We start from the raw sequence: 14,655 nt of genomic DNA, 5'->3' as shown, positions 1-14,655 counted from the left end.
TGAGCGGTGACCACAGCAGACCTCCTCTTCGCCCTCCTCGGCGCGGTCGCCCTGGCCGCGGCCGTGCTCCCGCGGCTGCTGGCCCGCAAGCCGCTGTCGCTGCCCCTGGTGTTCCTGGCGCTCGGCGCCGCCGTCCAGCTGCTGCCGCTCCCGCTGCCGGACATCGACCCGGTGGCGGACGGGGTGTGGGTGGAGCACGTCGCGGAGATCTGCGTGGTCCTCTCCCTCATGGGCGCGGGCCTCGCCCTGAACCGGCCCTTCGGCCGCGCGACCTGGCAGGGCGTGTGGCGTCAGCTCGGCATCACGATGCCGCTGACCATAGCCGCCGCCGCCGCCCTCGCCTGGGGCCTGCTGGACTGGCCGGTGGCAGCCGCGCTGCTGCTGGCGGCGGTGCTCGCGCCGACCGACCCGGTGCTCGCCTCCGAGGTGCGCGTCGGTGAGCCCACGGACGCCGAGCACGACGAGGACGAGGTCCGCTTCACCCTGACCGGTGAGGCGGGGCTGAACGACGGGCTCGCCTTCCCGTTCGTCGCCGCCGCGACGGCCCTCGCCGCCGCGGGCGGGCAGATCACCGGCGGCGGTGTCGGCCACTGGCTGCTGGTGGACGTGCTGTACAAGTGCACGGCGGGAGTGGCCGCGGGGCTGGCCGTCGGGGCGCTGCTGGGCCGGCTGTTCTTCCGGGCCCGGTGGCGGGCGATGCGGCTGTCGGAGCACAGCGAGGGGTTCGTCGCCCTCGGCGTGACGTTCCTCGCGTACGGGGTGACGGAGCTGGTGCACGGCTACGGCTTCCTGGCGGTGTTCGTCACCGCCTGCCGGATCCGCTCGGCGGAGCGCACGCACGGCTACCACGGGGTGCTGCACGACTTCGTGGAGCAGATCGAGCGGCTGCTGACGGCGGGGCTGCTGTTCCTGGCGGGCGCGTTCGTCGCCCAGGGCGGTCTGGGACCGCTCAGCTGGCAGGGCGCGGCGGTCGGCATGATGCTGCTGCTCGTCGTCCGCCCGCTGGCCGGGTGGGTCGCCCAGTTCGGCGCGGCGGCGGGCCCGCGGGAGCGGGTGGTCACGGCGTTCTTCGGCATCCGCGGCATCGGCTCCCTGTTCTACCTGGCGTACGCGCTGGACTCGCACGACTTCGGGGTGCCCCCCGAGGTGCTGTGGGCGGTGGTGACCTTCACGGTGGTCGCCTCGGTGGTGCTGCACGGGGTGAGTGCCACGCCGGTCATCTCCCGTCTGGACCGGTTGCGGCTGCACCGGGCCAGGACGAACGGCGCCGGGCCTGATCCCCACGACCACGAGGTGGCGGGCGAGCGCCTCTGAACGCCCCGCGCCACGGGCGTCCGGCGAGCGGTCCGTCCCGATGTGCGGGGCCGCCGGGTTCGGTGTTGTGTGGGGATCATGCGGCGCGAGGACGGGCGGCCGGGCCCCGGGGACGACGTCGAGGCGGTCCTCGACGAGCTGTACGCGCTGCCGCCGTCGGAGTTCGTCGCCCGGCGGGAGGAGCGCGCGGCGCGGGCCCGGACACGGCGCCGCGTCCAGGACGCCCGCCGTATCCACGCCGCCCGCCGTCCCACCCTCGCCGGGTGGGCCGCGAACCTTCTGCGGCGGTCGCGGCCCGACGAGGCGCAGCGCTTCCTGGAGCTGGGGCGCGCGCTGCGGGAGGCGTACACCACGCTCGATCCGAGCGGTCTGAAGGAGCTGTCGGCGCAGCGGCGGCGCATCGTCTCCGAGATGTCACGGCAGGCGGCGGCGCTGGCGCGGGAGGCGGGTCGTCCGCTGTCGGACGCGGTGCAGCGGGACGTCGAGACGACTCTGCGGGCGGTGCTGGCCGACCCGGAGGCCGCCGCGGTGTGGGAGGCGGGCCGGGTGGAGGGCGTGCTCACCCCTCCCTCGGAGTTCGGCGCGGACGCCGTCGCCGCCGTGCCGCCGCGCCGCGAGTCCACGCCCGCCCGGACGTCCCGCAAGGACGCGACGACGGCGCGCGGGAAGAAGGACGAGGAGGCCGAGCGGCGGCGCGCCGAGCGGGAGGAGCGCGCCGCCCGGGCCCGGGAGGAGGCGCGGGACGCCGAGAAGCGGCTGCGCGAGCGGCGCACGGCCCGCGAGGAGGCCGCGGCGGCGCTGGAACGGGCGGACGAGCAGGAGCGGGAGGCGGGTGAGCGGGTGGCCGCCCTGGAGGAACAGCTCGCCCGGGCCCGTACGGAGCGGGAGCGGACGCACGCGGAACTCGGCGAGGCGCGCGAGCGCGACCGGGCGGCGGAGGTGGAACTGGCGGAAGCCGAGCGCGAGGCGGCGGCCACCGCGCGCCGGGCCGCACGGGCGGAGAGGGACAACACGTGACCGGGCAGCACGGAAGACGGCGGAGCGGGGAGAGACAGGTGCGGCGCTGCGGGTACGCGGGAACCGCACCCGCCTGCCGGCACGCCCGGGCGGGGCGGCCGGACGGAGCGGAGCACGGGAGGTGCGTCACGTGACGGAGCGGGGACGGGCCGCCCGCCGGACGGGGGCCGCGGCATGACGCACGACGACACGCGGGGCCCGGCGGACGGTGTCGCCCGGGCCGTGCCGGCGTCGCTGCCCTCGCTGCTGGCGTCCCTCGACGCCGGCGCGTACGTGGTGGACGCGACGGGCGCGGTCGTGGCCGTGAACGCGCGGGCCGAGGAGCTCCTGGGGCGGCCGGCCGGGGACTTCCTGGGCCGGGACGCGCACGAGCTGCTGCACCGCAGCCGGTACGGCGCCACCCTGCCGCTCGCCCAGTGCGGGATGCGGCGGGCCTACATGGCGGGCCGCACCGTGCAGTCGGAGGAGGAGTGGTTCGAGCGCGGCGACGGGTCGCTCCTCCCGGTGTCCTGGCTGGTCACACCGTGCCGCACGGACGACGGGACGGTCCGCACGCTGGTGGTGTTCCACGCGCCGCACGACCCGGAGGAGACGCGCACCCCGGGCGACCGGTTCAGCAGCCCGCTGCCCGAGCTGGAGCGGCTGGCCCTGCTGGCGGAGACCACCACCCAGCTGACCGCCACCCTGGACGTCGAGCAGGCGCTGCGCAGGCTGGTGCGGCTGGTCGCGCCGCAGCTCGCCGACTGGGCGGTCGTCGACCTGGTCACCGAGCGCGGCCGGGTCCACCGGTCGACCGTCGTGCACGCGCGGGACGGCGACCTGGTGCGGCGCGAGGACCTCGAGGGGCCCCTCCCCTCCGTCCCGGAGGACTCGCTGCTGCCGCTGGCGCGGGCGCTGCGTGGGGTCTCCGCCGCGCTGGCAGGGCCCTCCCCGCGGCTCGCGTCGGACTCCCCGCTCGGGGCGCGGCAGGCCCGCCTGTTCGCGGAGTCGGGCATCCACTCCGCGGCCGTCGCGCCGATCCGGGGCGTGCGGGAGGTGCTGGGCGCCCTGACTCTGGGCCGCTCGGACCGGCGGGAGGCGTTCACCCCGGATGATCTGCCCTTGCTGGAGGACATCTGCCGCCGGGCGGGACTGGCGCTGGACAACGCCCGGCTCTACGAGCGGCAGCGCACGGTCGCCGAGACCATGCAGCGCCATCTGCTGCCGCAGCTCCCGCACGTGCCCGGCCTGGAGATGAGCGCCCGGTACCTGGCCGCACCGGACGCCTCGCAGGTGGGCGGCGACTGGTACGACGCGTTCATGCTGCCGGACGGGGCGACCGCGCTGGCCGTCGGGGACGTCGTCGGGCACGACCTGGACGCGGCGGCGGGCATGGCGCAGCTGCGCAACGTGCTGCGTGCCTACGCGTGGGCGCAGCAGGAGCCGCCGAACGCCATCGTGTCGCGGCTGGACCAGGCGGCCATGCACATCACCGACGTCACCATGGCGACCCTGCTGTTCGCCCGCCTGGACCGGGAGGACGACGGGCGGTGGACGCTGACGTGGACCAACGCGGGTCACCCTCCCCCGCTGCTGGTCACCCGGGACGGCGAGGCGCGCTTCCTCACCGGCGGGCACGGCATGCTGCTCGGCACCGCCCTGGAGCGGCCGCGCCCCGACGGTCAGGCCGAAGTGCCGCCCGGAGCCACGCTGTTGTTGTACACGGACGGCCTGGTCGAGGAGCCGAGCCGGTCGCTGGACGACGGCCTGGAGCTGCTGCGCACGCATGCGGCCACGCTGGCGGAGCACCCGCCGGCGCGGTTCACCGACCTGGTGCTTGAGCGCACCCGCCCGGCCGGCAACGACGACGACGTCGCCCTCCTCACCGTGCGCGTGCCCGTGGAGTAGGACGCCCGCCCTGGTAGCGGCCTGCGCCCACACAACCGGCGACTTGGCATAGACCTGCCATGATCCAGTCGCTAGGCTTCGCCCCAACTCGTTAGAGAGCGCTCTCAGACGTGTGTGTTCCACCCCCACCTCTGCTGGAACGACGAAGGGCGACCTTCCATGAGACGACGCACCGGACTCACGCACGCGGCCGTGGCCGCGGCACTCCTGATCGGCAGCTGGACGGCGGCCGGCACGCTCCCCGCCTCGGCGCAGGAGGCCCCCGCCTCCACCGCGGCCGACGCCTCCGCGCCCGCCTCCCCCGCACTCCTCGACGCCATGCGGCGCGACCTCGGCCTGACCCGCGCCGAGGCGGAGGACCGGCTGGCCGCCGAGCGGCGGGCCACCGCACTGGCCCCCACGGCACGCAAGACCGCCGGATCCGCCTACGGGGGCGCCTGGTTCGACGCCCGGAGCGGCAGGCTGACCGTCGCCGTCACCCCGGACGCCGGCGCCACGACCGTCCGCACCCTGCGCGAGTCCGGCGCCGCCGTCCGCACCGTCGAGCACACCGAACAGCAGCTGGACACGGCCAAGTCCCGCCTGGACCGGCTCGACGCCCCGGCGGGCGTGGCCAGTTGGGCCGTGGACCCGGCCGCCAACACGGTCGTGGTGAACGTGGTCGAGGACGCACGGAGCGACAACGATGTCCGCGCCTTCGTGCGGAAGGCACGCGCGGCCGGCCCGGTGACCGTACGGACGGTCGCGGACGCGCCGTCCACGTTCGCCGCGGGCACGGTCGGCGGCGACCCGTACTACACGGGCAACGTCCGTTGCTCCATAGGCTTCTCGGTGCACGGCGGGTTCGTCACCGCCGGGCACTGCGGGGGCGTCGGCCAGCAGGTGCGCGGCTGGGACGGTTCGTACATCGGGAACTTCCAGGGCTCCTCGTTCCCGGGCAACGACTACGCCTGGGTGAACGTGGGCAGCGGCTGGTGGACCGTGCCGGTGGTGCTCGGCTGGGGCACCGTGCCGGACCAGCTGGTGCGCGGCTCGGCCGAGGCCCCGGTCGGCGCCTCGATCTGCCGCTCGGGTTCGACGACCCGCTGGCACTGCGGGCGCGTGCTGGCCAAGAACGAGACCGTGAACTACGCCCAGGGCGCGGTGCACCAGATGACGAAGACCAGCGTGTGCGCCGAGGGCGGTGACTCGGGCGGGTCGTTCATCAGCGGCGACCAGGCGCAGGGCGTCACCTCCGGCGGCTGGGGCAACTGCTCCAGCGGGGGCGAGACCTGGTTCCAGCCGGTCAACGAGATCCTCAACCGCTACGGGCTGACGCTGCACACGGCCTGACGGCCGCCCCCCTCCGCACCCCAGCGGGCCCCGCCGAACTCCTCGGCGGGGCCCGCTCCTTGCGCTGTCCGGACACCCCACGGCACGCACTCCACAACAGTTACCGGTCCGTAACTCACTCGCGGGTTACCGCCGGTAAGTGAGCGCTGTTAATTTTCGGATTCATCTTCTGCAGCCGCAGCGAGGAGAGAGCCGTGAGCCGTATCAGCAGCGTGCTGACCACCGTCGTCGCGACGACGGCCTGTGTGTGCGCGTCCGCGTCGCCCGCCGCGGCGAGCGACCCCGTCGTGTCGCGGGGTGTCACCATCCCCGCCTTCTACACCCCGCCCGCCGAACTCCCGCCGGGCAACGGCAAGCTGATCCGCCATGAGCCCCTGCGCCTCGGGCTGAGCCTGCCCGGCCTGAACGGCCGCCGCCTGCCGGGCACGGCCACCCGCCTGATGTACACCTCCACCGACTCGAACGGGCAGCCGGTGGCCGTCACCGGCGCCTACATCGAGCCGTCCGCCGGCTGGAAGGGCTCCGGACCGCGCCCCCTGGTCGTCGTCGGCTCCGGCACCATGGGCCAGGGCGACCAGTGCGCGCCCTCCCTCGCCCTGGAGAACCCGCTCACCCTCACCGGGCAGACCGTGTCCTTCGGTTACGAGACCCTCGCGGTCCACCGGCTGCTCGCCACCGGCGCGGCGGTCGTCGTCACCGACTACGTCGGCCTCGGCGCCACCGACCGGCTGCACACCTACGTCAACCGCGTCGACGAGGGGCACGCCATGCTGGACGCGGCCCGGGCGGCGCGCTCCGTGCCCGGCGCGTCCGTCACCGCCGCCTCCCGCGTGGGGATGTACGGCTACAGCCAGGGCGGCGGGGCCAGCGCCGCCGCGGCCGAACTCCAGCGCACCTACGCGCCCGACGTCCCGCTGGTCGGCACCTACAGCGGCGCGCCGCCCGCCGATCTGACGGAGGTGACGAAGGGCATCGACGGCAGCGCGCTCGCCGGTGCGCTCGGTTGGTCCATCAACGGGTTCGCCCAGGCAGCGCCGGCGCTGCGGGAGGTCGTCGAGGCGAACCTGAACGACGCGGGGCGCAAGGCGCTGAAGGACATCTCCACCACCTGCGTGGGCGACGCGATCCTGGGCTACGGCTTCACGAAGAGCACCAGATGGACCACGAGCGGGAAGTCCGTCGGCGAGATCATCGCGGGAGAGCCCGCCGCCCGGGCCGTCCTGGACGACCAGCGTCTCGGCCGGCTGCAGCCCACCGGCCCGGTCCGCCTGGCGACGGGGACACAGGACGACATCGTGCCGCACGCGCAGGCGCGGCAACTGGCCGTGGACTGGTGCAAGAAGGGCGCCGACGTCACCTACAAGGCGGTCAGACTGCCGAACCTGGGCGACAAGCTGCTCACCAACCACCTGGTGCCGCTGCTGACCGACCAGGGCGACGCGGTGGACTGGCTGGCCGACCGGCTCAAGGGCAAGGCGGCGCGCTCCAACTGCTGGACCATGCCCGCACAGCCGTGAGCACCCGGGAATGACATGAGCCCCGCCCCGCGGTTGCGGGACGGGGCTCATGAGCGGAGCGCCGGGCAGGCCTTGCACCTGCATCTCCCCGCAGGAAGCGGGGCGTCTTTCCTTGGACCACCAACGCACGGCCGGGCGGCGGAGATTCGTTCTCGCCGTGACCTGAGAAAACCATAGCGGAGATCGGCTCACCCGTCACATCGGTCACATGGACAGCCCGGCCGGGGCGCGTGCGAACTTCTCCTCGACCTCCGCCCGCTCGGCCGCGTCGGGCCGGGCGGACCGGCAGGACGGCCCGGCGCTGGCGCCGGACATCAGTTCGGAACACGGGCCCGGCTTACGGTCCGGCAGGCCCAGGACGTGGCCCAGTTCATGGGCGGCGATCCGGACCGTGGAGTGACCGTCCGCCACCGCCTCCCGGCCGAAGTACACGGTGCCGCTGCCCAGGCCGCCGGGCACGGCGCGCGGCCAGCCGTCGACGACGACGATCCGGATGTCCGCCGCTTCGCCGGACGCCGCCGGACGCAGCTCCACCACGTCGACGCTGTCGTTCCAGATCGCCGCGCCCCGGTCGACGGCGGAAGCGAACTCCCCGGCCCGGCCGGTGTCGTAGGTGAGCACCCGGGTCTCCCCCGGAGGGGCCGCCGAGTCGACCGTCCTGACGGCCACGGCCTGTCCCCCCACCACGGGGCCCGCCAGGACGAGCACGGCGGCCACGGCGCCGGTGAGCGTACGGATCCGCATGGTCGACCTCCTGTGGGGGGCAGGCGGCGGTCGAAGTGCCGCTTCGGAGCGGCTTCCCGCCGCCCGGCCCGTCAATCACGGGACCCCGGCGATTCAGAAGTCACGCTGCTCAATCCCATGCGACGTACCGGTTGGACTTCCGGTTCGCTCGGGGGCACTGTGGGCCCAGGATCAGCACCGTCCCACGGGACACCCCGCTCGCACCACCGGAGACCGCACCGATGAACCACCTCGCCGCCCCCGACCGCTACGACGGCGCCATGCGCTACCGGCGCACCGGGCGCTCGGGGCTCGACCTGCCCATGCTGTCGCTCGGCTACTGGCACAACTTCGGTGACGACCGGTCCTTCGAGAGCCAGCGGGCCATCGCGCTGCGCGCCTTCGACCTGGGCATCACCCACCACGACCTGGCCAACAACTACGGCCCGCCCTACGGCTCCGCCGAGATCAACTTCGGCCGGCTGATGAAGCGGGACCTGGCGCCGTACCGGGACGAGATGGTGATCTCCACCAAGGCCGGCTGGGACATGTGGCCCGGCCCCTACGGCCAGGGCGGCGGCTCCCGGAAGTACCTGCTGGCCTCCCTGGACCAGTCCCTGAAGCGGATGGGGCTGGAGTACGTGGACATCTTCTACTCGCACCGGCTGGACGCCACCACGCCGCTCGAGGAGACCATGGGCGCCCTGGACACCGCGGTGCGCCAGGGGAAGGCGCTCTACGTCGGCATCTCCTCGTACGACGCCGAGCGCAGCCGGCAGGCCGCGGAGATCCTGCGCGACCTGGGCACCCCGCTGCTGATCCACCAGCCGTCGTACAACATGCTGAACCGCTGGATCGAGACGGACGGGCTGCTGGACGTGGCCGACGAGGAGGGCTTCGGCGTCATCGGGTTCACCGCACTGGCGCAGGGACTCCTCACCGGGCGCTACCTGGACGGCGTGCCGCAGGACTCGCGGGCCGCGGCAGGTACGTCGTTCGACGCGGGCTGGCTGACCGACGACATGCTGCGCAGGCTGCGCGCGCTGAACGACATCGCCGCCCGGCGCGGGCAGACCCTGGCGCAGATGGCGCTGGCCTGGGCGTTGCGCGACCCCCGGGTGACGTCGCTGGTGATCGGCGCCTCGCGGACCGAGCAGCTGGAGCAGAACGTGGCCGCGCTGGAGAACCTCGACTTCACCGCCGAGGAACTCGCGGAGATCGACTCCTGCGCCACGGACGGCGGCGTGGACCTGTGGCGGGACGCCCGCCTCGGCGCGCTCGGCTGACCGGCGGCCGGTCGGGGCGAGGTGTGCCCGGCCCGGTTCTGGGAACTGAGGTGCTCTGAACGGCTTGGCCCCCACCTCCCGGACGGCCGCACATGCAGACCTTCCTCCCCTACCCCGACTTCGGCGGAACCGCGCTGGTCCTCGACCGCAAGCGGCTCGGCAAGCAGCGGGTGGAGGCGCTCCAGGTCCTGCGCGGGCTGATCGTGCCGGGCTACGGCTGGCGCCGTCATCCCGCGGTGCGCATGTGGACGGGGTACGAGGAGGCGCTGGTGCGCTACGGCCTGGAGATCTGCCGGGTCTGGCGCGAGCGGGGCCACCAGGACAGCTGTGCGGCCACCCTGGTCGCCGACCTGGCCACGGTCCGGCCCGGGGCGGCGGTACGGGAGCAGGACGAGCTGGCCGGGGCCGGTGAGCTGCCGCCGTGGCTCGGCGACGAGGCCGTGCACCGCAGTCACCGCTCCGCGCTGGTGCGGAAGGACCCCGAGGTGTACCGGGAGCTGTTCCCCGACGAGCCGGACGACCTGCCGTACTTCTGGCCGTCCTCCGACCGCGACCCGGAGGCGGCGGCCGGCTGAGCCCCGGCGCGACTCGCACGCGCGCCGGGGCTCACCTGTGCCTCAGCGGGAGGACAGGTAGTCCTCGACGCCGGGGGCGGTGTGCGCGTCCTCCGCGTTCACCACGCCGCCGACCGCCTTCGCGTCCGGCTTGAGCACGTACGTCTCCACGCTCGCGGGCCGGTTCACGTCGGAGAAGTCCTGCGGTGTGCCGAGCCCGGTGTCGGCGTTCGACTGGGAGCGGTGCGCCTTGACGACGTCCTCCCTGGTCAGGCCGCCCGCCTCGCACGCCTTGGCGAGGTCCTCGCCGATGAGCTTCGCGGCGTTGTAGCCGGACAGCACGCCGGAGTCGACGGGCGAGTCCGGGTACTTCTTCTTGTACGAGGCCACCATCTTCTCCACCCCGGGCAGGTCGGAGCTGACGGCGGGCGCCGCGCTGACCACGCTCAGCAGGGCCGCGAGGGCGGGCGCGGCCGGCGTCTCCATCAGCTGGGGCGCGAACCCGGGCGCGCTGCTGACCACGGGGACCTTCAGGCCGCGCGAGGCGGCGACGCCCACGAGGGACGCCGTCTGCGCCGGGCCCGCGCTGATCAGGACGGCCTTGACGCCCTGCTTGCGCAGCGCCGACACCTGCGCCGACAGATCGGTGTCGGTGGCCTGGATCTTCTGCCCGGCCACCTTCATCCCGGCCCGCTCCGCCGCCCAGGTGGAGCCCTCCAGGGCGTTGGCGCCGTAGTCGCCCTCGAAGTAGACGTGGCCGATGGTGTCGCCCTTCTTCAGGCCCTTGGTGCGGGTGAGGAAGTCGACGGCGGCGATCATGTCGACGTCGTAGGTGGTGCCGAGCACCTGGACGGCGTCCTTGCCGAGCAGGGAGGCCGCCCAGGCCTGCGGGAAGGTGAGCATCTTGTCCCGCTGGATGTCGTCGAGCAGGGCGGCCACCACCGGGGAGCCGATGACCTGCGGCAGCGCCACCACGTCGGGGGCGATGTCGGCGTAGGCGGTGACGGCCTTCTGCACGTCGTAGCCGTGGTCCTTGACGACGATCTCGACCTTGCGGTCGCAGATGCCGCCCTCGGCGTTGGTCTCGTCGGCCCACATCTGCTGGGCCTGCACGATGCTCTTGCCGAGCGTCGCGTAGGGGCCGGTCAGGTCGGTGAGGGCGCCGAGCTTGATCGTGTCGTCGTCGACGCCGGGTCCGGTGCGGACGCCGTCGGCGGCGTCGCCCTTGCCGTCGCCCTCCGCCTTGGAGCTGCACCCGGTGGCGGCGAGCAGCAGCGCGAGGGTTCCGGCGAGGACGGCCCCGGCGGCGCGGACGCGGGGGCGGCGGGTGTGTCTGGTGGTCACGGGGTGTGCTCCTTGGGTCGTGCGGCCGCGGCCGGCGGCGGGGGCGAGGGAAGGACGGTGTCCTGAGTGGTGGTCGGGGTGCGGCGGCGCCGCAGGCGGTCGCGGGCCCGGCGGGCCAGACCGTGCAGCCCGTCGGGGGCGTACAGCAGGACCAGGACGATGGCGGCGCCGTACAGGTAGCGGGCGGCCTCGGTGGGGCCGACGGCGCCCTCGGCGGAGCCGGGCGCGGCGACCAGCGGGAGCTGGTCGGCGTAGCGGGTCATCAGCAGCGGCAGCGCGGTGACGAAGACGGCGCCGGCGGTGGCTCCGGCGACCGAGCCCAGGCCGCCGATCACGATCATCGCGAGGTAGTCGACGGACAGCACAAGACCGAAGTAGTCGGGCACCACCCGGCGGAAGGCGAGCGCCAGCAGCACACCTGCGAGGCCCGCGTACATCGACGAGACCACGAAGGCGGCGGAGCGGTGCCGGGCCACGTCGACGCCCATCACGGCGGCGGCGGTCTCGCTGTCGCGGAGGGCGGCCAGCGCCCGGCCGGGGCGGGAGCGGAGCAGGCCGCGGGCGGTGAACCAGGTGAGCGCGAACAGCGCCAGGCCCAGGAACCACAGCCGCTCCTCCGCGCCGAACGGCACACCGAGGACGGTCAGTTCGTCGCCCGTGTCGAAGGTGAAGCCGCCGAGGGACAGCGGGGGCACGGAGCGGCCGTTGAAGCCGCCGGTGACCGACTCGGCGGTGAGCAGGACGTGGTGGCCGAGGAACACCAGGGCGAGGGTGGCGATGCCGAGGTAGATGCCCTTGACCCGGCCGGCGACGGGACTGAACAGCCCGCCGGCGAGGCCCGCCATCAGTACCGCGAGGGGCACGGCGAGCGCGGTCGGCAGGCCAGGACCCGGGTCGCCGGCCAGCCAGGTGTAGCCGTAGGCGCCGACGGCCAGGAAGAAGGCGTGACCGAGGGAGAGTTGTCCCGCGGTGCCGCTGAGCAGGGCGAGGCCGATGGCGCCGATGGCGGCCGCCATCGAGAACAGGCCGATGCGCAGCCAGAAGGCGTCCAGATAGAACGGCGGCAGGCACAGCAGCACGGCGACCGTCAGCAGGGTGGCGCGGCGGCGGGTGAGGAGCGCGCGGAGACGGTCAGACACGGGCCGCTCCCTTCGCGCCGAACAGCCCGTTGGGCCGCACGAGGAGCACGAGCAGCATCACGGCGTAGGGGGCGACATCGCCGAACCCGTCGCCGAGCACGTGCAGTTCGGACTGGTAGCCGACGACGAGCGCCTCGGTCAGCCCGATGACCAGACTGCCGGCGAGGGCGCCCGTCGGGGAGGCGAGTCCGCCGAGGATGGCGGCGGGGAAGGCGTTGAGCGCGATCTGGCCGGTGGTGCGCTCCAGACCGGGGGCGGGGAACGCCGCGAGGAACACCGCGGCCAGCGCGGCGAGCGCGCCCGCCAGGCACCAGGCGCCCGCCCGCACCCGGCCGAGGTGGACGCCCATCAGCGCTGCGGCCTCCATGTCCTCGGCCGCCGCCCGCAGCGACAGGCCCCAGGGGGTGAACCGGAACAGGGCGAAGACCCCGGTGATGACGACGGCCGACACGGCGATCGCGGCGAGCCGGCTGTCCGCGACGGTGACCGGGCCGAGTTCGGTCACCGCGTCGCCCCAAGGGTCGCCGAGCGTCAGCAGGTCCCCGCCGATGCGCCGGGCCAGCTCGGTGAGCAGCACGATGTCGATGCCTATGGTGACGATGGTCTGTACGTGCGCGGAGTGCGCGTCGTGGCCGCCGCGCTGGAGCAGGAACCGGTCCAGCGCCCCGGCCAGGGCGGCCGTCACGATCACCGCGAGGGCGAGCGCCCCGGCGAAGCCCAGGTCGTCGTGGAGGACGGCGACCAGATAGCCGCCGAACAGCAGCAGCGAGCCGTGGGCGAAGTTGAGCACGCCCGAGGCCTTGAAGATGACGACGAAGCCGAGGGCGACCAGCGCGTACACCGCGCCGAGGGCCAGTCCGCCCAGCAGGCTGTCCAGGAGATCCGTCATGCCGCGTCCTCCCCGGTCGCGTCGGTGCCGAGGTAGGCGCGCAGGACCTCCGGGTCCCGGCGGACCTCGTCGGGCGTGCCGTGCGCGATGGTCCGGCCGAAGTCCAGCACGGTGACCTCGTCGGCGAGACGCATCACCAGACCCATGTCGTGCTCCACGAGGACGACGGAAAGGCCGAGTTCGGCACGGAGTTCGGCCACCACCTCGGCGGTGCGGGCGCGTTCGGCGGCGTTCATGCCGGCCACCGGTTCGTCGAGCAGCAGTACACGGGGCTCCAGGCAGAGGGCGCGGGCGAGTTCGACGCGCTTGCGGTCGCCGTAGGACAGCAGGCCGACCGGTGAGTCGAAGTGGGCTCCGAGGCCGGTGAGTTCGGCGATCTCGCGGGCGCGGGCGAGGTGCTCGCGCTGTTCGCGCCGGGCGCCCGGCAGCCGGAGGGCGCTCGCGGTGAATCCGGCGCGGGTGAGGGCGTGCCGGCCGAGCATCAGGTTGTCGGCGACGGTGCCCTGGGTGGTGACGATGTTCTGGAAGGTGCGGGCCATGCCGAGCGCGGCGATGCGGTGCGGTGCGAGCCGGGTCAGCTCCGTGCCGCCGAGGGTGACGGTGCCGGATGCGGGGCGGCACAGCCCGGACAGCACGTTGAAGCATGTGGACTTGCCGGCGCCGTTCGGGCCGATGAGCGCGTGCACCGAGCCGGGGGCCACGGTGAAGGAGACCCCGTCGAGCGCGGTGAGCCCGGCGAAGCGGACGGTGACGTCCCGAACGGTGAGCTCGGGCGGGGCGGTGGTGGTGCGGGCCTTGACGGTGCGGGCCTCGGTGGTGCGGGCCTTGCTGCTGCGGGCCTCGGTGGTGCGGTCGTTCACGCGGCCCCCTGGTCCTGCGCCGACTCGCCCAGGTACAGGCGGCGTACGGCGTCGGTGCGGGCGAGTTCGTCGGCGGGCCCGGACAAGCGGGTCTCCCCCACCTCCAGGACATGCGCGTGGCTCGCGAGCGAGAGCGCCATGCCGGCGTTCTGCTCGACGAGCAGCACGGCGGTGCCCTGCGCGTTGATCTCCCGGACCACCTCTGCGATGCGGTGCACCATCTGCGGGGCGAGGCCCAGGGAGGGTTCGTCCAGGAGCAGCAGGCGGGGCGCGGCCATCAGGGCGCGGCCGATGGCGAGCATCTGCTGCTCGCCGCCGGACAGGAGCCCGGCGGGCTGGTGGGTGCGTTCGGCGAGCCGGGGGAAGAGCGTGAAGACGCGGTCGCGGGCCTCCTGGACCTGGGCGCGTCCGCGCCGTCCGAGGCCGAGGCCGCCGGAGCGGAGGTTCTCGTCGACCGACAGCCCGGCGAACACCCGCCGTCCCTCGGGTACCTGGACGACGCCGGCGCGGACCGCGGCGACCGGGTCCTTGCCGTCGAGCACCGTGTCGCCGTAGCGGATGCGGCCGGCCGTGACCGCGCCGCGGTGCAGGCGGAGCGTGCCGGAGACGGCGCGCAGCAGCGTGGTCTTGCCGGCGCCGTTCGCGCCGAGCAGGGCCACGACCGTGGCGGGGGGCACGGTCAAGGACACGGAGCGGAGGGCGGACAGGGCTCGGCCGTACGTCACGTCGACGTCCTCGACGTGCAGGGTGGGGCCACCGTCCGGTGGTGCTTCGGGCATCACGACTCCTCGGG

At 74.2% G+C, this 14,655-nt stretch carries 13 protein-coding genes; 7 read left to right on the top strand and 6 right to left on the bottom strand.

From position 1 onward, the window contains the following. Window positions 1-6: 6 nt before the first annotated feature. The 5 genes from MTR79_RS14820 (at window position 7) to MTR79_RS14800 (ending at window position 7,067) form a co-directional block, all read left to right on the top strand. Window positions 7-1,314 carry a cation:proton antiporter gene (locus MTR79_RS14820; RefSeq protein WP_086702411.1) on the top strand — a complete coding sequence of 436 codons (1,308 nt, stop codon included), beginning with the start codon at window positions 7-9 and terminating at the stop codon, window positions 1,312-1,314. A gap of 78 nt (window positions 1,315-1,392) precedes the next feature. Further along, a complete protein-coding gene (locus MTR79_RS14815) occupies window positions 1,393-2,331 on the top strand; it encodes a hypothetical protein (RefSeq protein WP_244790578.1) in 939 nt (312 codons plus the stop codon). A 174-nt stretch (window positions 2,332-2,505) separates the two neighbouring features. Continuing rightward, window positions 2,506-4,218: a SpoIIE family protein phosphatase gene (locus tag MTR79_RS14810; protein ID WP_244790575.1), complete on the top strand. Its 1,713-nt coding sequence runs from the start codon at window positions 2,506-2,508 to the stop codon at window positions 4,216-4,218. Window positions 4,219-4,377: 159 nt separating this feature from the next. Beyond that, a complete protein-coding gene (locus MTR79_RS14805; RefSeq protein WP_244790573.1) occupies window positions 4,378-5,550 on the top strand; it encodes a S1 family peptidase in 1,173 nt (390 codons plus the stop codon). A gap of 194 nt (window positions 5,551-5,744) precedes the next feature. Beyond that, window positions 5,745-7,067, top strand: a complete 1,323-nt coding sequence (locus tag MTR79_RS14800) for a lipase family protein (RefSeq protein ID WP_189364468.1) — start codon at window positions 5,745-5,747, stop codon at window positions 7,065-7,067. A 204-nt stretch (window positions 7,068-7,271) separates the two neighbouring features. Here the strand turns inward: MTR79_RS14800 and MTR79_RS14795 are convergent, their stop codons facing one another. Beyond that, on the bottom strand, window positions 7,272-7,811 hold the full coding sequence (locus MTR79_RS14795; RefSeq protein ID WP_244790571.1) for a snapalysin family zinc-dependent metalloprotease: 540 nt from the start codon (window positions 7,809-7,811) through the stop codon (window positions 7,272-7,274). Between the two features lie 221 nt (window positions 7,812-8,032). Between MTR79_RS14795 and mgrA the strand changes: the two genes are divergently transcribed. Together mgrA and MTR79_RS14785 are read left to right on the top strand one after the other, a co-directional pair. Next, a complete protein-coding gene (mgrA, locus tag MTR79_RS14790; RefSeq protein ID WP_086703699.1) occupies window positions 8,033-9,076 on the top strand; it encodes an L-glyceraldehyde 3-phosphate reductase in 1,044 nt (347 codons plus the stop codon). 92 nt (window positions 9,077-9,168) lie between these two features. Further along, window positions 9,169-9,651, top strand: a complete 483-nt coding sequence (locus MTR79_RS14785; RefSeq protein ID WP_086703701.1) for an MSMEG_6728 family protein — start codon at window positions 9,169-9,171, stop codon at window positions 9,649-9,651. Between the two features lie 42 nt (window positions 9,652-9,693). Here MTR79_RS14785 and MTR79_RS14780 read toward each other — a convergent pair whose 3' ends face one another. The 5 genes from MTR79_RS14780 to MTR79_RS14760 are packed head-to-tail and all read right to left on the bottom strand — an operon-like array spanning window position 9,694 to window position 14,641. Next, a complete protein-coding gene (locus MTR79_RS14780; RefSeq protein WP_086703704.1) occupies window positions 9,694-10,974 on the bottom strand; it encodes an ABC transporter substrate-binding protein in 1,281 nt (426 codons plus the stop codon). Continuing rightward, window positions 10,971-12,113, bottom strand: coding sequence for a branched-chain amino acid ABC transporter permease (locus tag MTR79_RS14775; protein ID WP_244790569.1), 1,143 nt, complete (start codon window positions 12,111-12,113; stop codon window positions 10,971-10,973). Before MTR79_RS14775 ends, MTR79_RS14780 begins: the two co-directional genes overlap by 4 nt. Further along, a complete protein-coding gene (locus MTR79_RS14770; protein ID WP_048454831.1) occupies window positions 12,106-13,002 on the bottom strand; it encodes a branched-chain amino acid ABC transporter permease in 897 nt (298 codons plus the stop codon). The genes MTR79_RS14775 and MTR79_RS14770 overlap by 8 nt, the downstream gene beginning before the upstream one ends. Then, window positions 12,999-13,862: an ABC transporter ATP-binding protein gene (locus MTR79_RS14765; RefSeq protein WP_189364470.1), complete on the bottom strand. Its 864-nt coding sequence runs from the start codon at window positions 13,860-13,862 to the stop codon at window positions 12,999-13,001. Before MTR79_RS14765 ends, MTR79_RS14770 begins: the two co-directional genes overlap by 4 nt. Continuing rightward, window positions 13,859-14,641 carry an ABC transporter ATP-binding protein gene (locus MTR79_RS14760; RefSeq protein WP_048454833.1) on the bottom strand — a complete coding sequence of 261 codons (783 nt, stop codon included), beginning with the start codon at window positions 14,639-14,641 and terminating at the stop codon, window positions 13,859-13,861. The genes MTR79_RS14765 and MTR79_RS14760 overlap by 4 nt, the downstream gene beginning before the upstream one ends. Window positions 14,642-14,655 lie beyond the last annotated feature (14 nt).

It is taken from the genome of Streptomyces sp. BJ20, assembly GCF_022869105.1.
In the GTDB taxonomy this organism is placed as follows: Bacteria; Actinomycetota; Actinomycetes; order Streptomycetales; family Streptomycetaceae; genus Streptomyces; species Streptomyces griseoincarnatus.
Note: the sequence above shows the minus strand (reverse complement) of the source record. Positions and strands in the feature narration are given on the sequence as shown.